This is a genomic window from Mesoflavibacter sp. CH_XMU1404-2, from assembly GCF_037029465.1.
Classification (GTDB): domain Bacteria; phylum Bacteroidota; class Bacteroidia; order Flavobacteriales; family Flavobacteriaceae; genus Mesoflavibacter.
This window is the reverse complement of the sequence record NZ_JAYMEM010000004.1, coordinates 72,995-89,419: the sequence shown is the minus strand read 5'-3', so window position 1 is coordinate 89,419 and position 16,425 is coordinate 72,995. Positions and strand designations below refer to the sequence as shown.

The 16,425-nt window shown below is 32.6% G+C and carries 13 protein-coding genes; 3 read left to right on the top strand and 10 right to left on the bottom strand.

What is annotated here, in order from left to right:
• Positions 1–481 precede the first annotated feature (481 nt).
• Positions 482–628, bottom strand: coding sequence for a hypothetical protein (locus WA327_RS03350; protein ID WP_336066488.1), 147 nt, complete (start codon positions 626–628; stop codon positions 482–484).
• A 228-nt stretch (positions 629–856) separates the two neighbouring features.
• On the opposite strand from WA327_RS03350, the gene WA327_RS03345 reads away from it, so the two are divergent.
• The 3 genes from WA327_RS03345 to WA327_RS03335 all read left to right on the top strand — a co-directional run bounded on the left by WA327_RS03345 (position 857) and on the right by WA327_RS03335 (position 3,609).
• The gene (locus WA327_RS03345) at positions 857–1,783 is read left to right on the top strand and encodes an IS1595 family transposase (protein WP_336066486.1); all 927 of its coding nucleotides are present in this window, start codon (positions 857–859) and stop codon (positions 1,781–1,783) included.
• Positions 1,776–2,888, top strand: a complete 1,113-nt coding sequence (locus tag WA327_RS03340; RefSeq protein WP_336066484.1) for a virulence RhuM family protein — start codon at positions 1,776–1,778, stop codon at positions 2,886–2,888. The genes WA327_RS03345 and WA327_RS03340 overlap by 8 nt, the downstream gene beginning before the upstream one ends.
• Positions 2,889–3,276: 388 nt before the next feature.
• Entirely contained in the window at positions 3,277–3,609 is a 333-nt protein-coding gene (locus WA327_RS03335; protein ID WP_336066482.1) for a single-stranded DNA-binding protein, read from the top strand.
• Positions 3,610–3,668: 59 nt separating this feature from the next.
• Here the strand turns inward: WA327_RS03335 and WA327_RS03330 are convergent, their stop codons facing one another.
• The 9 genes from WA327_RS03330 to WA327_RS03290 all read right to left on the bottom strand — a co-directional run bounded on the left by WA327_RS03330 (position 3,669) and on the right by WA327_RS03290 (position 16,333).
• Positions 3,669–5,048, bottom strand: coding sequence for a sugar porter family MFS transporter (locus WA327_RS03330; protein ID WP_336066480.1), 1,380 nt, complete (start codon positions 5,046–5,048; stop codon positions 3,669–3,671).
• A gap of 145 nt (positions 5,049–5,193) precedes the next feature.
• Positions 5,194–6,033, bottom strand: coding sequence for an endonuclease/exonuclease/phosphatase family protein (locus WA327_RS03325; protein ID WP_336066478.1), 840 nt, complete (start codon positions 6,031–6,033; stop codon positions 5,194–5,196).
• Position 6,034: 1 nt separating this feature from the next.
• The gene (locus WA327_RS03320) at positions 6,035–7,882 is read right to left on the bottom strand and encodes a family 43 glycosylhydrolase (protein ID WP_336066476.1); all 1,848 of its coding nucleotides are present in this window, start codon (positions 7,880–7,882) and stop codon (positions 6,035–6,037) included.
• A gap of 2 nt (positions 7,883–7,884) precedes the next feature.
• Positions 7,885–9,588 carry a sulfatase gene (locus WA327_RS03315; protein ID WP_336066474.1) on the bottom strand — a complete coding sequence of 568 codons (1,704 nt, stop codon included), beginning with the start codon at positions 9,586–9,588 and terminating at the stop codon, positions 7,885–7,887.
• Entirely contained in the window at positions 9,585–10,475 is an 891-nt protein-coding gene (locus tag WA327_RS03310; RefSeq protein WP_336066473.1) for a carboxylesterase family protein, read from the bottom strand. The genes WA327_RS03315 and WA327_RS03310 overlap by 4 nt, the downstream gene beginning before the upstream one ends.
• Positions 10,476–10,484: 9 nt before the next feature.
• On the bottom strand, positions 10,485–12,821 hold the full coding sequence (gene bglX, locus WA327_RS03305) for a beta-glucosidase BglX (protein WP_336066470.1): 2,337 nt from the start codon (positions 12,819–12,821) through the stop codon (positions 10,485–10,487).
• The gene (locus WA327_RS03300; RefSeq protein WP_336066469.1) at positions 12,814–13,599 is read right to left on the bottom strand and encodes a prolyl oligopeptidase family serine peptidase; all 786 of its coding nucleotides are present in this window, start codon (positions 13,597–13,599) and stop codon (positions 12,814–12,816) included. Before WA327_RS03300 ends, bglX begins: the two co-directional genes overlap by 8 nt.
• A gap of 10 nt (positions 13,600–13,609) precedes the next feature.
• Positions 13,610–14,962 (bottom strand): glucoamylase family protein, encoded by a 1,353-nt coding sequence (locus WA327_RS03295; protein WP_336066468.1) that lies wholly within the window; start codon positions 14,960–14,962, stop codon positions 13,610–13,612.
• A gap of 9 nt (positions 14,963–14,971) precedes the next feature.
• Positions 14,972–16,333, bottom strand: coding sequence for a glucoamylase family protein (locus WA327_RS03290; protein WP_336066465.1), 1,362 nt, complete (start codon positions 16,331–16,333; stop codon positions 14,972–14,974).
• Between the last annotated feature and the right edge of the window lie 92 nt (positions 16,334–16,425).

Below are 16,425 nucleotides of genomic sequence, written 5' to 3'. Positions count from 1 at the left end.
AAAAAAAAAAGAGGTTCCGCAGACCTCTTATAAAACAGCTTTCGTCAGCTTATACAAAAACCCAGAAAGCAAAACACTTTGCTTTCTTTGGATAAATGCGATTTCCGTTTTTATCTAACTTCCATCTGCGAAATATCAACTTTTGCAACTTACCGTTTTTTCGTCTAAAATACGTCATAGCACGTCGAATTAATGACTGACTTATGTTAAACCTTTAGATTGCAAAGGTCAGCACCAATCATCTGGCACTACCACAATATGTGGTAATTAAAAGCCCTGTTACGGTGACAGGGCTTTGTTTTGTTAAATGAGTTGTTTTTTCTCCAAATAATAATAACATGAATAGAAGAAACTAAAAGTTTTAAATCTATTGATTAGTATTTTTTTAAATCTTGTTCAACTCTGTTAGTTACTCATTTTACAATTTAATTCGACTATACGTCGTATTTTAGACAATACAAAGATATAAAAAATCTTTATATTATTTCAAAGAACCTGTTGCTCTTAACAATAATGTTTCTACCATATTGTTAAAATTTCTATTTTCAATTTTTGACAATTCTTCAATTTTACTCAATAAACTTGGATTTAAACGAATTGTCTTAGGTGTTAAATCTGTTTGTTTCATCGCCAAATATTTTTAATTATACTTATGTTTAATAGCCTTACACTAAATTAGTATAATTCTTTAATATTCTTTTAGATGCTTAATGCTTCTTTTTAACATTTTTATTAACAAAACGAATCAAGATATATGTTTTCTGGTATAAAAAAAATTTTTTAGAATATTTTTACACCGAATAATTTGTTTTTAGTGTAAATAACTACTATATTTGTTATATCAAATAATATAGTTATGTTTAACAAGGAAGTAAAATCAATAATCGACTTAATAAAAGCTTTTCCAACAGAGCAATCTTGTATTGACCATTTAGAGTTATTACGTTGGGATGGTGAAGTTGTAAGCCCTTTTGATGCTACTTCTAAAGTATATGACTGCAAAGGGAATAAATACAAGTGTAAAAACACAGGTAAATATTTTAACGTTAAGACCAATACTATTTTTGATAATACTAAAATGGATTTACAAAAATGGTTTATGGCTATTTGGTTAGTTACTTCACACAAAAAAGGGATTTCTTCTTTACAATTAGGGCGTGATTTAGGGATCACTCAAAAAAGCGCTTGGTTTATGTTACAAAGAATTAGAAATTGTTTCGGATTAAATGAAGATGATAATGATAAATTACAAGGTGAAGTTGAAATAGACGAAACTTACGTAGGTGGTAAATCTACAAATAGAAGTTCAAAAATAAGAGCAGATAAAAGCGAAGAAACAAAAGAACACTATAAAAAATCAACTGTTTTAGGTATGGTTGAAAGAAATGGCGAAGTAAGAGCGATGCACGTTGAAAACTCAACTGAATTATCTTTATTACCTCCAATAGTTAATAATATTTCTTTTGGCTCAACTATTTACACTGACGAATTAAGGTCTTATAATAAATTAGAGCGTGTTTACGACCATAAAACAGTAATGCATAGTGGTAATGAGTATGTAAGAGGTAGAGTATCTACAAACACAATAGAAAGCTTTTGGGCTTTATTAAAGCGTGGTATTTATGGTATTTATCATTTTACATCAAAAAAGCACTTACAATTTTATGTAGATGAATTTGTGTTTAGATATAATTCACGTCACGCTACTGAAAGTCAAAGATTTAATTTACTTTTGAATAACATAGAAAATAGAATAACTTATAAGGCTTTAATTAATGGATAATATTGATAATCAACATAATTTTCTGTTTTATACATCCGATAATGGAACTACAAACATTCAAGTCATATTAGATGAAGATACTGTTTGGGCAACTCAAGGTTCTATGAGTGAAATTTTTGGAGTTGAAGAAAATACTATAAACTATCATGTTAGTAATGTTTATTCAGATGGTGAATTGGCTAAGAGTTCAACTACTCGAAAAATTCGAGTAGTTCGAAAAGAGGGAACCCGAAATGTAAATAGAGAATTAGATTTTTATAACTTAGATATGATTATATCTGTAGGTTATAGAGTTAATTCACCTTCTGCTACTAAATTTAGAATATGGGCAACCAATGTACTTAAAGAATATTTGATAAAAGGTTTTGCCTTAGATGATGACAGATTAAAGCAAGGTAAAAATTTATTTGATAAAGATTATTTTGATGAATTAATAGAACGTATAAGAGAAATACGTGCTTCTGAAAGAAGGTTTTATCAAAAAATCACTGATATTTATGCAACTTCTGTTGATTATGATCCAAAAGCTACAATAACTCAAACTTTTTTTGCTACTGTTCAAAATAAACTTGAGTATGCTATAACCCAACATACTGCTCCAGAAATAATAAAATTAAGAGCTAATTCTAAGAAACCTAACATGGGTTTAACAAGTTGGAAAAATGAAAAAAAAGGAGGTAAGATTTTAAAATCAGATGTTAGTGTTGCTAAAAACTACTTGTCACATGAAGAAATATCAGAGCTAAATAGAATAGTGACAATGTATTTAGATTATGCTGAAAACCAAGCGAGTAAAGGAAGGTTGATGAATATGAGTGATTGGGTTAATAAATTAGATGCTTTTTTAATATTTAACGAGTATGACATATTAAAAGACGCTGGTAAAATAAGGTCTAATGTAGCTAAAAAATTTGCTGAAAAGGAATATGAAAAATTTAGACCTATACAAGATAAGGAGTTTAAATCTGATTTTGATAAAATGGTTGAAGGTGTTAAAAAAGGTGAATTACCTCCACCTCCATTACCTCCAAAAAAAGAGGAATTATCAGATTTTAATAAAAAGCTTAAAAAGGGATTAAATTATAACCCTAAAGATGACGAATAATAATTAAACGCTATTAATGTTAGTAGAATTAGTAGCGTTTAAATACGTTCATAAACAAGTAAGAATTTAATTTGACTATTATTAGTCGGCAAGATGCTTAATGTTCGATATTCTGAATTAGTGGAATTGGTAAACGTAAATTAAACAACTTACATACTTCAAAAAAAGCACATTTCACAAGTGCGAAATCAAACTTTACTTTTTAGTGTAAACTTGTATATAGTTCCCCTTTTATTTCAAACAAAAAACATTTACAAACGACAACAAACGATTACATTCGACATTAAACAGGTAACAACCGAATAAAATTCACAAGCTGTCTCATCTTTGCAACGTCGAAACATTAGAACTCGATAGTATTAACTGTTTAACATTAAAAATTAAAATTATGAACGCATTAAAAAACAAAGTACAGTTGATTGGTAGATTAGGACAAGATCCAGAAATTGTAACCTTTAACGACGGAAACAAAATGGCTAAATTTAGTCTAGCAACAGACGACAGCTACAAAGACAAAAATGGCAACAAAGTAGAACGTACGTATTGGCACAATATAGTTGTTAAAAACGGTTTAGTAAAAGTAGTTGAAGAATACGTTACTAAAGGTCAAGAAATTGCTATAGAAGGTAAATTAACCAATCGTGTTTGGGAAGATAAAGATGGCAATAAACGTTATGTTACAGAAGTAGTTTGTAACGAATTATTGATGCTTAGTAAATAAGCTTTAGATATCAAATTAAATAAAAAAGGCTCGCTTTAAGTGAGCCTTTTTTATTGTTATTATTCTTTCCAGAATCCTTCAATCTCTTCTAAAGATTTTCCTTTAGTTTCTGGGATAAATTTATAAGTTAAAAATATAATCACTAAGATAAAAGCGATAAATATAAAGTATGGCATTGACCCATTCCAAGGAGCGCTATTATTAGCTTCACTTTCCATCACCATTGGAAAAGTTTGAGATACCAATCCATTTGCAGCCCATTGTGCTGCAACTGCTACAGACATAGCTACACTACGTATTTTATTAGGGAACATTTCAGAAAGAATAACCCAAACTACTGGTCCCATAGACATAGCAAAAGAACCAATAAAAATTAAAACACCTAATAAAGATATAAATCCTACTGCGTTTTGTTGAAGAGAAACACCTAATAGTAAAAATCCTAATATCATACCAATAGAACCAATATATAGTAAAGGTTTTCTACCAAATTTATCTACGGTAAACATAGCAACAAATGTAAATACAAGGTTTACAAAAGCTAATAATATTTGTTGTGCTAATACGTCTTCTTTACCAAAGCCTAAAGCTTTTTCAAAAATATCTGCACCATAGTATAATACAGCGTTTATACCTGTAAATTGTTGTAATACAGAAAGCGCAGTACCTATGATAATTATTACTAAAATAGCTTTAGAAAAGTAGTTAACTTTTACTTTACTTTCTTTAGTGTCAAAAGAGTTTTTAATTTCAACAATTTCCTTTTGAGCTTGTTCTACACCATGTATCTTACTTAAAATTTGTAAAGCAGAGCTATCATCACCTCTTAAAGCTAACCAACGCGGACTTTTAGGCACAAAGAATAATAGGATTAAAAATAAACCACTTGGGATTAATTCTGACCAAAACATTCGTCTCCAACCAAAGTCTATATTCTCTGCTTCAGTTAAATTATTTCCAATAAAATAAGTTGCTAAAAACACAACGAAAAATCCAACAACAATAGCTAATTGATAGTAACTAACCATTTTTCCTCTAATGTTACTTGGTGCAATCTCTGCAATGTACATAGGCGCATTCATAGATGCAATACCAATACCTAATCCTCCAATAAATCTAAAGATTACTAATACGTTAATGGTTTGCGGTAGCATATCTGGTAATCCTGATCCCCATGCAGAAATAGTAAATAGTATAGCAGAAATAATTAATGAGTTTTTTCTACCTAATTTTATACTTAAAGGACCAGCTACAATTGCTCCAACAAGACAAGCCCAAAGCGCACTACTTACAACCCAACCTTTCATAGCTGCGTCTAATTCAAAATATTTACTTAAGTAAAACTGTGCGCCATTAATAACTCCGGTGTCATAACCAAAAAGTAGTCCACCTAAAGCAGAAACTATGGTAATTAACAGTAAGAAAACTTTTTTGTTCATTTTTAATTTATAGTATTTAGTTAGTGTCTTTTTAAGAATCTAAATGTAAGTTAAAAAACTTAAAACATGTTTTAAAATCAGTCTAATAAAGTCCAATTAAGGTCATTAAAAAGAATACTGATTATCTTAATTATCTCTATTTCTTTTATTTATCTTTTTTTGAAAAATTGAAAGAAATAAAAACAGGTAAATGATCCGAAGGATATTTTAAATCCCAATTATCACTTAAAACAGCATATTTTTTTACTAAAATAGCCCATTTTGAAACAAAAATATAATCTATCCTTCTTTTAACAGTTTTATCAAAATTAAACCCATTAAAAGTACCTTTTGGACCAAATGTTAACTTGGCAATATTTTTACTATCTTCTAAAGTAGAAGTGATAGTTTTTATTGGGTTACTTTCTGGTTCTAAATTAAAATCACCCATTAGTAAAACTGGATAATTTTTTGTGTTTAATGTTTTTATCTTCTCAAGAATTAAGGCAGCACTTTGTTGCCTAGCTACTTCACCTACATGATCAAAATGCGTATTAAAGACCCAAAACGTTTCTTTTGTTTTTTTATGTTGAAATAAAGCATAGGTACAAACTCGATTACAAACAGCATCCCAACCCATACTTACTTTCTCAGGAGTTTCTGATAGCCAAAATGTTGAAGATTGAAGCACTTTTAACTCCTTCTTTTTATAAAAAATTGCAGAAAACTCGCCTTCATTTTTTCCGTCATCTCGACCAACACCAACAAAACTATAATCGGTCAACAGACTATCCATATCTTTCATTTGATTAGGCATAGCTTCTTGTACACCTAAAACATCTGGCTCGTAAAACTTAATTTGATTAATAAAAAAAGGCTTTCGGTTTTGCCAACTGTTTTCGCCTTCTTTTGGATAATCCAATTTAATATTATAAGTCATTGCAGTGTAATCTTGAGCAAGACTTAATGTTGAAATTGAAAATAGGATTAGAAAAAGATATTTCATTTTATTCGATATGTTGTATTTCGCTAAGTTCTGAAATTCCGTTTTCATTAAAAGCTTCAATGGTAAAATAATATGGGGTATCTCTATCTAAGCAGCGCATAAAATGAGAATTAGTATCGTAAACTTGCCAAGATTGGTATAGTTTGTCTGGTGCTATTCCCCAACGGATGTTATAACCTTGCGCGCCTTCAACTTTATCCCAAGAAAATGAAATATCTCTACGATCTTCTTCACGATTAATTTTAAAGTTAGAAATTTTGCTTGGTGCTTCCCCTAAACCTAATCCGAAAACTCTAACTTCTGACATTGCAAAGTTATTTCCTGGTACTTTAATGTTATTATATCTTACGTATTTTGCTTTTACAGGTTTGTCTAAAACTAGATAAGCGTTTGGTGCGTCAATCTCAGATTTACTTCTATCTACAACGGTTTTCCAGTTTTTGCCATCTACTGAAGTTTCAATAGTAAATTGATGTTTTAAACCTTCTACACGTGTGTAAATTCCAGAGTCGTGATCGTGATAATTTAGTTGAATGGCGTGTACGGTTCCTTCATTTAACAATTCAATAGTCATCCATTGTTTATCGTCATTAGCTTCGGCAACCCAAAATGTTTTTGGGTTTTCATCAGTTAAAACGTTTGCTATTATTTGTCCTTCAGTATTGGTTTCTGTTTGGATTTCTTTTACTTCAACTTCATCATCATTAGACGTAAATTTCATGATTTGTTGAAATGAAGATGATACTGTTACATTTCCTTTGTAGGATAGCAGCATCCAACCGTTATGCTGTCCAGCTTTTGTTGGATGATTTGGTCCAAAACGCGGATAATCGCCGTAAGACGTGTTGCTGTACATTAAACCATCATCATCAAAATAAGTTGGAAACATGCATAAACGACGTTCCCATTGCGCATTAGATGCTAACGCCATTGTCGCAAAATGCCAGTATTGACCGTTGGTTTGCTTAACGGTAATACCGTGTCCAGCACCATTTGTAAATCCACCAGGTTTAAAACTCATCGGATTATTTTTCATGTAGGTAAATGGTCCAAGTGGCGAATCGCCAATGTAAACGCCATCTGCATATACGTTGAACTGTGTTCCTGGTGCGGCATATTGTAGATAATATTTTCCATTGTGTTTGGTCATCGAAGCACCTTCCATATAGCCTTCTTTTAAGGTTGGATGAAAGTTGTTTTCGCCAAAACGTTCCCATCCGTGCTTTTCTTCATCTAAATTTATCAATTCTTCTCTAACGCCAGTTTCTAAAAAACGGTCGTCTTTATTCAACATTTTTACACGAATGGGATGCACGTTAGAACTTCCCCAATAGAGATAAGACTTGCCATCATCGTCAATAAATAATTCTGAATCTTGTATATTATTTGAAATGGAAGCGGTTGGTGTCCACAATCCTTTTTTAGGGTCGTCGGTGTATAAAATACTTCCGTAACCAGCAGGATCACCAGCAAAATAAACTAAAGAATCTTTGTAGTTGAATGCTGTTGGTGCGTTGCTACCTTCAAAAAACCATTGTTGCGGTTTAATGAATTTCCAGTTGACTAAATCTGTAGAATGCCAATACCCAAACGAACGCGTGACGAACATGTAATATTCGCCTTTAAACTCAATCACAGCAGGATCTGCACCAGAACGATAGGATTGGTTTCTGGCAGAATTATAAACCATATAAGTGTAGTCTATATCTAGTGGATTGATGTAGGTTTCTGAATATTTTTCTACAACTTCTTTTTCTGTTGAAATTGAATTGCTTTCTTCTTGATTTTTAACGTCTTCTTTACAAGAAAAAACAAATGCTATAGCGAAGAAAAAAATACTTTTTTTCATTATTAAAGTTTTTTGTCTGTGTCGGTCATTGGGTCGTAAGATGTACCAGTGTTACCTCTTAATTTTTCAAATTGCTTGTAAGCTCGTTCAACTTGTATTTTTGGTGCTTGCTTAAATTCTTCATCCGTAACCTTATATTGTTTTTGAAGTTTTGCTAATTCTAAGCGTAGCTTATCTTCAATATCGTCATATTTTGGATTGTCAATTTGATTATGAATTTCTTTTGGATCTTCTTCTAAATCGTATAATTCCCAAGTATCAATATCATCATAAAAATGCATCAATTTATAACGTTTGGTTCTGATTCCGTAGTGTTTTTTTACCATGTGAAATGCTGGATAATCATAGTAATGATAGTAAACAGCGTCTCTAAAATCTTCACTTTGGTTATGTGTTTTTTCTAACAACGGACGCAACGATTTACCTTGCATATCGTTTGGGATTTTAGCTTCAGCGAAATCCAAAAACGTTTCGGCAAAGTCAAGATTTTGGGTTAAATCTTCAATAACAGTTCCTGGTTTTATAGCTTTTGGATATTTCACTAATAAAGGCATTGCTAAAGACTCTTCGTACATGTAACGTTTGTCAAACCAGCCTTTTTCGCCTAAATAAAAACCTTGATCGGTAGTGTAAATTACGATGGTGTTTTCGGCTAAACCGTTTTCTTCTAAGTAATCCAGCACTTTTCCAACACCTTCATCTACCGATGCAATGGTTGCTAAATAGTCTTGAAGATAACGTTGACCTTTCCACTCAGCTAATGCTTTTCCTGATAAATTGGCATCGTGAAACGCATCATTTTTTGGTTGATAAGCTTTATCCCAAGCAGCGCGTTGTTCTGGTGTCATACGCTCAAAATCGGTTGTCCAAGGATTCCAAGCTAACTCAGGACTGCCTTTTTTCTTAGTCATTTTTAAATCATGACCTTCATACATATCCTTGTAAATGGTTTGCAATTGGTCTTTTGAACCTAAAGAACCTTCGTGTGCTGTAAAATAAGTGTCTGGTAACGGAAATTTTATAGAATCGTATTTATTAACGTGACGCAAAGCAGGCATCCAATTTCTATGTGGTGCTTTGTGCTGTAACATTAACATAAAGGGTTTGTCTGAATCTTTAACACGATTTAAATAAGCTAAACCATCTTCGGTAATAATATCTGTAGCGTAACCTTCAATTTGAGTAGTATCGGCTTGTTTTGTTGTTGGATTTAAACTAATAAAATCGGGATTATAATAATTACCCTGATCTTTTAAAATATGCCAATAATCAAAGCCTTCAGGATTTCCGTGTAAATGCCATTTTCCAATAACTGCTGTATTATACCCTGCTTTTTGTAGTAATTTAGGAAAGGTTTGTTGGCTTCCGTCAAAGCGGTTTCCATTCATTTTAAAACCGTTTATGTGGCTAAATTTTCCTGTTAAAACTACAGCACGACTTGGTCCGCAAATAGAATTAGTACAAAAGTTATTTTTGAATAGCGCACCTTCTTTTGCAATCCTATCAATATTTGGTGTTGGTGCTAATTGACTAATGGGATGACCATACGCGCTAATGGCTTGTTCTGCGTGGTCATCTGCCATAATGTAGATGATGTTTGGTCGTTTTGAGCTTTCTACTGCATCTGATTTGGCATTGTTTTCCTTTTCACTTTTGCATGATTGAAAAATAATAGCAATACAAAGTAAGCTTCTTAAAAGTTTCATGGTTTTTTAGTTTTAATGATTTTAGTCTGAATAACTTCGTCGTTAATCACTGTTTTATCAAAAAACTCAAAAACTTTATCTAATTCTCTAAACGGAATAGCAGAAATTTCATGTCGTGCCTCTTTAACGACATGAAAATAATAAGACGTTTCAAATTCATCTAACTTTTTAGCGATAACATTTGAGCCATCTAAAAAGATGTAACCGTCTCTTTCTGGCGCGCAATAATGATGCGGCGCATTATCAAAAGGTACTAATTGATCTTTAGTCCCATGAAATAATACAGCGGGAACTGCATTGTCTTTTGTTAAATAACTGGCATTTACCATAGCACCTGCACAAGAAAATATGCCTGCAAATTTTACATTGTTGTAATCTTCTGCATTATCTAAAAAATACTCGCGCATAAAAACAGCGTTTAAAGTTCCTTCTGCACCAGCACTACTACCACCAGCTATAATTTTTGTGGTATCAATTTGAAGCTCTTTAGCGTGTTCTACAATAAATTTAGCAGCATCCATATAATCTATTGCTGCTTGTTTAAAGGTTTCAAGTTTTTCGTCTTTTGTGCAATCGCAACCAAAACCTGTAGATGTTCCTTTTCTTAATAGGCGATAAGAAATAGAAACACCTATGTAGTTTTGTTTTTTTGCTGCGTATTTTGCAAGTTTTTCGTCGTCTTTATAATCTCTTGACCCAACTGAAAATCCGCCACCATGCATCCAAAGTAATACAGGAAGCGTATCTGTTTTTTTGATATTTTTTGGAGTATAAACATCTAATTTTAATGTATCATTTCCTTTTATGGAATAGATATAAGTTTCCTTTTTTTGAGCAAAAATTGAAGTTGCTAAAAGAAAGGTTATAAGATAAATTAGATGTTTCATTGGTTAAGATTATTCGGTTAGAGAAAAAGTAGTTTTTAATTTTGTGCTTGAGTCTGTACCTACGAAGACTTCAAAATCACCTGGTTCTGCTACAAAATTTAAGTTGTAATCATAAAACTTTAAATCTTCTGCAGTAATTGTAAAGGTAATGGTTTTAGTTTCACCTTTATTAATCATTACTTTTTGAAATCCTTTAAGTTCTTTTACAGGTCTTGTTACAGTACCAACTAAATCTCTTATGTAAAGTTGAACGACTTCCTTACCATCATAATCACCAGTGTTTTTTACATCAACAGATACCGTGATTTTTCCATTTGGAGTTATTGATGTTTTATCTAATTTTAAATTTGAATATTCAAATGTTGTGTAGCTTAAACCATAGCCAAAAGGATATAAAGGCTCATTACGAACATCTAAATAGTTACTTTTAAATTTCTCAAAATTACCTTGATCATTACCTAATGGACGACCTGTATTTTTATGATTGTAAAAAATAGGAACTTGACCAACATTCATAGGAAATGTTGAAGTTAATTTTCCTGAAGGGTTTACATCTCCAAATAATACATCTGAGATAGCTAAACCTGCTTCACTACCAGGAAACCATACGTTTAGTATTGCAGGAACATTATTATTTTCTTCAACTAAAACTAACGGTCTTCCTGTAAATAATACTAAAACAACTGGTTTTCCTGTTTTTAGTAAAGCATTTAATAAATCTTTTTGTACTTGTGGTATTTCTAAGTTGGTTCTACTACTACTTTCTCCGCTATATTCTGCAGCTTCTCCAATAGCAGCAACAATGACATCAGATTTGTTAGCAATAGATAAAGCTTCGTCTAACAATTCTTGGTCAGATCTTCCATCACGTGGTATATCTTTACCAAACATGGTTCCTCTTTTTTCTAATTCAAGGTCATAATCTACATTACTTCCTTTTGCATATAACACAGTGCCTTTATCACCAACAACTGTTTTTAAACCATCTAAAACTGTATTTGATTTTTCTTGGTCTGTAGATACACTCCACGTACCAGCCATATTTACAGCAGTATTGGCTAATGGTCCAACTAACGCAATGGTGCTAGATTTTTTTATAGGTAATGTTTGGTTTTCATTTTTTAATAAAACCATAGATTCTGCAGCAACTTTACGTGCAAAATCTTTATTTTCTTTAGTAGCAACTTCAGTATTTGCTCTGTTGTCATCACAGTATTTGTAAGGATCATCAAAAAGCCCTAATTGATATTTAGCTGTTAAAATTCGTTTTACAGCTGTATCAATATCTGTTATGCTAATTTTACCTTCGTCTAAAGCTGTTTTTAGGTTTTTTATAAAAGCAGCGTCAATACCAGGTGCATCACCTGCCATATCCATATCTAAACCAGCTTTTAAAGCTAGAGAAGTTACGTCAACACCATCTCCCATACCGTGAGCTCTCATTTCGTAAATACCAGTATAATCTGAAACTACAAAGCCATCAAATCCCCAATTATCACGTAATAAATCGGTTAATAACCATTTGTTTCCTGTTGCAGGAACACCATCAATTTCGTTAAAAGACGCCATTACAGAACCTACGCCTTCTTCTACAGCAGCTTTATAAGGTGGTAAATATTCGTTATACATTCTTATGCGGCTCATATCTACGGTATTGTAATCTCTACCAGCTTCTGGTGCACCGTATAATGCAAAGTGCTTAACACAAGACATAATGGTGTTATTTGCCGCTAAATCGTTTTGTTGATAGCCGTTAACCATTGCGCGAGCGATTTGACTTCCTAAATAAGGATCTTCACCATTACCTTCAGAAATTCTTCCCCAACGTGGATCACGAGATACGTCTACCATTGGTGAAAACGTCCAGTTAATACCATTGGCACTAGCTTCGGTAGCAGCAACTTGAGCGGTTTTTTCAATCATTTCCATATCCCAAGAAGAAGATAAGCCTAGCGGAATAGGAAACGTAGTTTTAAAACCATGAATCACATCCATACCGAAAATTAAAGGAATACCTAACCGGCTTTTTTCTACTGCTATTTTTTGAACTTCGTATATGTTTTTGTGATCTTTTATATTGAAAAGCCCTCCAATTAAACCGTCTTCAATTTTCTTAACAACATCCGTGCTTTTTGAAGAACCTGTTGTAATTGGTCCAGTTGCAGGAAGATTTAACTGACCTATTTTTTCATCTAAAGTCATTAGATTTAAAATAGAATCTACCTGAGTTTTAAATGGGTTTTCTGAAGTTTTTTTTGAAGTTGAATCATTGCTTGTATTACAGCTAATTAGTGAAACAGCAATAATTGCGACTAAGGTATTTTTTATGTTGATTATTTTATTCATTAGTTTTTGTATTAGAAAATAGCCATGTTAATAATTCTGGTTCTGCAAATGTAGAATCCCAACTATTGTGATTATCATCTGCATAAAGTGTAAAATTTGGTGTGCCACCAGCATTTAAAATAGCGTTAACCATTGTTACAGAATGTTGAGGTGTTACTACATCATCTTTTGCACCATGAAAAACCCACATTGGTACTTTTTTTGCAAAAGAGGTTACAGTATCTGGATTACCGCCGCCACAAATAGCAAATGCTGCGGCGAACATATCTGGTTTGCGGTAAAGGATTTCAAAAGTTCCCATTCCACCCATAGATAATCCGCCAACATAAACTTTATCAGTTTGTACATAAGGTTTTTTAATTATGTCATCCATTAAGTTAATAACCAAACTTAAAGCTGTAGTTGGAGCTTCGTTTTCTGGAAAAGTTATGTTTAGCGGGTAAGAACTTCTGTCTACATTGGCATTTGCCCAATAATCTTCTTTAGGACATTGAGGAAAAATGACTATTGAAGGAAATGCGCCTCTATTCATTTTATCTAAAAACAATTTACTACCATGGGTTAACTGTTTTTGGTTGTCGCTACCACGTTCTCCAGCTCCGTGAAGAAATAATACGACAGGATATTTTTTGTGCTTAGAAAAATTTTCTGGCAATAACATTCGATATTGTAGGGTATCGTTGTCTTTTATGTATAATTCTTTTGAAAAAGCTTCTTGTGCTTTTAATACAGAAGAAAAGCTTATAAAAAGAATTAAAAGAAGTGCTTTAATTTTCATTTGTAATATTTTAATAGTTAAACCCTAAACTGTTTAAACCGTTTTGTACATTTTCGTTTTGCATAAATAAATTCCAAAGCAAACCTGTTCTATAGTTTTCTATCATTATAATTTGTGGACCTTGGTCTATTGCTAAATAACGAGGTGTGTACCAATCGTAATGTGGACTAAAAGCATCATAAAAACCAGCAGGACCTAATAAATCATCGCCTTGTTGATAAAAATAATGCATTGCAGCCAAAGACTTTTGCGGTGTGTATGGCATAGAACTAATGGCAGCGGTTGGAGAAATTATTCCAGTATCATTTTCTGGATCATGAGCGTTGTAGCCAACTGATCCGTCATTGTTTCTTGAGTAACTAGCTGTTAATCCCCAACAATCAGCTCCGTATCCTGCATAGTTATTTGGGTTGTCTAAACAATGTTCATAATTTATGTTGGTATGATTAACGTTTAAGTCCCAATAACTAGCATACTGATCTGTTAAGTTTGTTGGATTTAAACCTAAATGAGAATAATGCGCCCAAAATAAAGGACCTGTACCAGTACCAGCATGATCTAAAACTAAAGGAATACCATATTGAGAAGCGCCACTAACTATGTTTCCGTTAGAAGCCCATCCTTGGTGATAGGCATCTATTGGAATAGTGTAATCTGGTGAAGCAGCACCTAAAACATAAGCGATTAATGTTTCATTATAACCTTTTAACTCTAGGTTGATTGAAAAATCATTGCTTGGACTCCAATGCCAGTATAACGTGTTTTGATTTTGTGTGTACCAATCCCATTCTATGCCTTTCCATAAATTATCTGCTTGAGTTGCTAGTGCTTGCTCTTCGGTTGTTCCGTTTTTAAAATATTCTTTAATACAGATAAGACCTTGTGCAAGAAAGGCAGTTTCTACTAAATCACCACCATTGTCTTCTGCGCTAAAAGGAAGAACATTACCTGTGCCACCATCTATCCAGTGTGACCATGCACCATGAAAGCGATCTGCGTTTTCAAAAAAGTCCAAAATAGTATTTAGTCTAGTAACAGCTTCGGTACGCGTAACGTAGCCTCTTTCTATACCAACTAAAATTGCCATTAATCCAAAACCACTACCTCCGGTAGTTACAACATTGGCGTTTAAAGAAGGGTTATCTACATGATAACGTTCTCTAGCTGCACCAGATTCGGTGTTGGCATAATCCCAAAAGTATTTAAATGTTTCTTCTTGAACTAGGTCTAACATTTCTGTATCTGTTAATGGTTCAATTACGGGATCATTTTGATTTGGGTTATAGGGTTCTTGATAGCCAGGACCATCTTCTGATCCACAAGCAAAAATTAGGACAAATAGTATGTAACTTAACTTTTTCATTTTCAATTTTTATTTTTTTACTGTAAAACCTAACTTATCAAGTCCTGTTTGTACATCTTTATTTTGCATAAATAGCTTCCAGAATAAGCCTGTTCTATGGTTTTCTATCATTACAGGAATTGGACCTTGATCTATTGCTAAATATCTTGGTAAGTACCAATTGTCTTCTAAGCTAAACGCATCATAAGGCCCGTATTTACCAACCAAAGAATCTTGTTTTGTATACATGTAGCGTAACATTTGCATACTTTCTTTAGGAGTATAAGGAAATGAAGATAAAGCAGCGGTAGGAGAGATTACACCAAGATCATTACCAGGTCTGTGACCAGCATAACCTTTGATAGAATAACTAGAGGTTAATCCCCAAAGACTATCACCATAACCTTTATAATTTTCAGGGTTTTCTTGTGCGTATTTATAGTGAATTTTAGCGTGATTTTGTGTTAATGTCCAATAATCAGCATATTGATCTGACAATCCTTTAGGGTTTAAACCTAAATAAGAATAATGCGCCCAAAATAGTGGTCCAACAGCAGCTGTATCATGTTCAAAATAATCTAAGACTAGAGGTTCTCCGTATAATGAATCGTTAGAAACAATTTTTCCATCTCTAGCCCAACCTTTTTCATATACAGATTTTGAAATTGAATGTGTAGGTGATGCAGCAGCTAAGACATACATTATTAGACATTCGTTATAGCCACCAACAGGAAAATTCATTTCCCAGTTATATTCTGGTGACCAGTGCCAATAGAGTACATCTTCTCCGTTTTTTGTGTACCAATCCCATTCAACTTCTTTCCATAATTGGTCAATTTTGTTGACTAATTTTTGTTCTTTTTCATTTCCATCTTTAAAATATTCTGAAACCGTTAAAAGTCCCTGAACTAAAAAAGCGGTTTCAACCAAATCTCCACCATTATCTTTTTTACCAAATGGATAAGCTTTACCCGTTTCTCCATCAATCCAGTGTGACCAAGCACCATGAAAACGATCAGCTTTTTCAAGAAAATCTACAATTTTAAGATATCTATTTAAAGCTTCATCTTTAGTTATCCAACCTCTTTCTACACCAACTAATATTGCCATTAGGCCAAAACCACTACCGCCAGTAGTAACGGTATTTTTTGGTGAAGTAGGATAGACGTCATCCATATGAAGACGTTCTCTGGCAAGACCAGAATTAGGTTCTGCACCTTCCCAAAAATAGTTAAAGGTTTGTTTTTGAATGGTATCTAATAATTCTGTATCTGTTAATTGTAGTGTTTGTTTATTTTTAGTTATTACAGGTTCTTTTTTTTCTGATTTACAACTAAAAAAACAAAAAATAATTAATACAAATAGAATTTTATATATGCGACTAATGCTCATTTATTGGCAGGTTTAAAAACTTTAGCTGCATTTATTAAATGATATAAATACAGCTAAAGGGTGAAAAAATAGACTAAATCTAAATATTAAAA

What these genes read in the sequence shown, in the direction of transcription:
- WA327_RS03350 (WP_336066488.1), bottom strand. Translation starts at nt 628, where the DNA reads ATGAAACAAACAGATTTAACACCTAAGACAATTCGTTTAAATCCAAGT.
- WA327_RS03345 (WP_336066486.1), top strand. Translation starts at nt 857, where the DNA reads ATGTTTAACAAGGAAGTAAAATCAATAATCGACTTAATAAAAGCTTTT.
- WA327_RS03340 (WP_336066484.1), top strand. Translation starts at nt 1,776, where the DNA reads ATGGATAATATTGATAATCAACATAATTTTCTGTTTTATACATCCGAT.
- WA327_RS03335 (WP_336066482.1), top strand. Translation starts at nt 3,277, where the DNA reads ATGAACGCATTAAAAAACAAAGTACAGTTGATTGGTAGATTAGGACAA.
- WA327_RS03330 (WP_336066480.1), bottom strand. Translation starts at nt 5,048, where the DNA reads ATGAACAAAAAAGTTTTCTTACTGTTAATTACCATAGTTTCTGCTTTA.
- WA327_RS03325 (WP_336066478.1), bottom strand. Translation starts at nt 6,033, where the DNA reads ATGAAATATCTTTTTCTAATCCTATTTTCAATTTCAACATTAAGTCTT.
- WA327_RS03320 (WP_336066476.1), bottom strand. Translation starts at nt 7,882, where the DNA reads ATGAAAAAAAGTATTTTTTTCTTCGCTATAGCATTTGTTTTTTCTTGT.
- WA327_RS03315 (WP_336066474.1), bottom strand. Translation starts at nt 9,588, where the DNA reads ATGAAACTTTTAAGAAGCTTACTTTGTATTGCTATTATTTTTCAATCA.
- WA327_RS03310 (WP_336066473.1), bottom strand. Translation starts at nt 10,475, where the DNA reads ATGAAACATCTAATTTATCTTATAACCTTTCTTTTAGCAACTTCAATT.
- bglX (WP_336066470.1), bottom strand. Translation starts at nt 12,821, where the DNA reads ATGAATAAAATAATCAACATAAAAAATACCTTAGTCGCAATTATTGCT.
- WA327_RS03300 (WP_336066469.1), bottom strand. Translation starts at nt 13,599, where the DNA reads ATGAAAATTAAAGCACTTCTTTTAATTCTTTTTATAAGCTTTTCTTCT.
- WA327_RS03295 (WP_336066468.1), bottom strand. Translation starts at nt 14,962, where the DNA reads ATGAAAAAGTTAAGTTACATACTATTTGTCCTAATTTTTGCTTGTGGA.
- WA327_RS03290 (WP_336066465.1), bottom strand. Translation starts at nt 16,333, where the DNA reads ATGAGCATTAGTCGCATATATAAAATTCTATTTGTATTAATTATTTTT.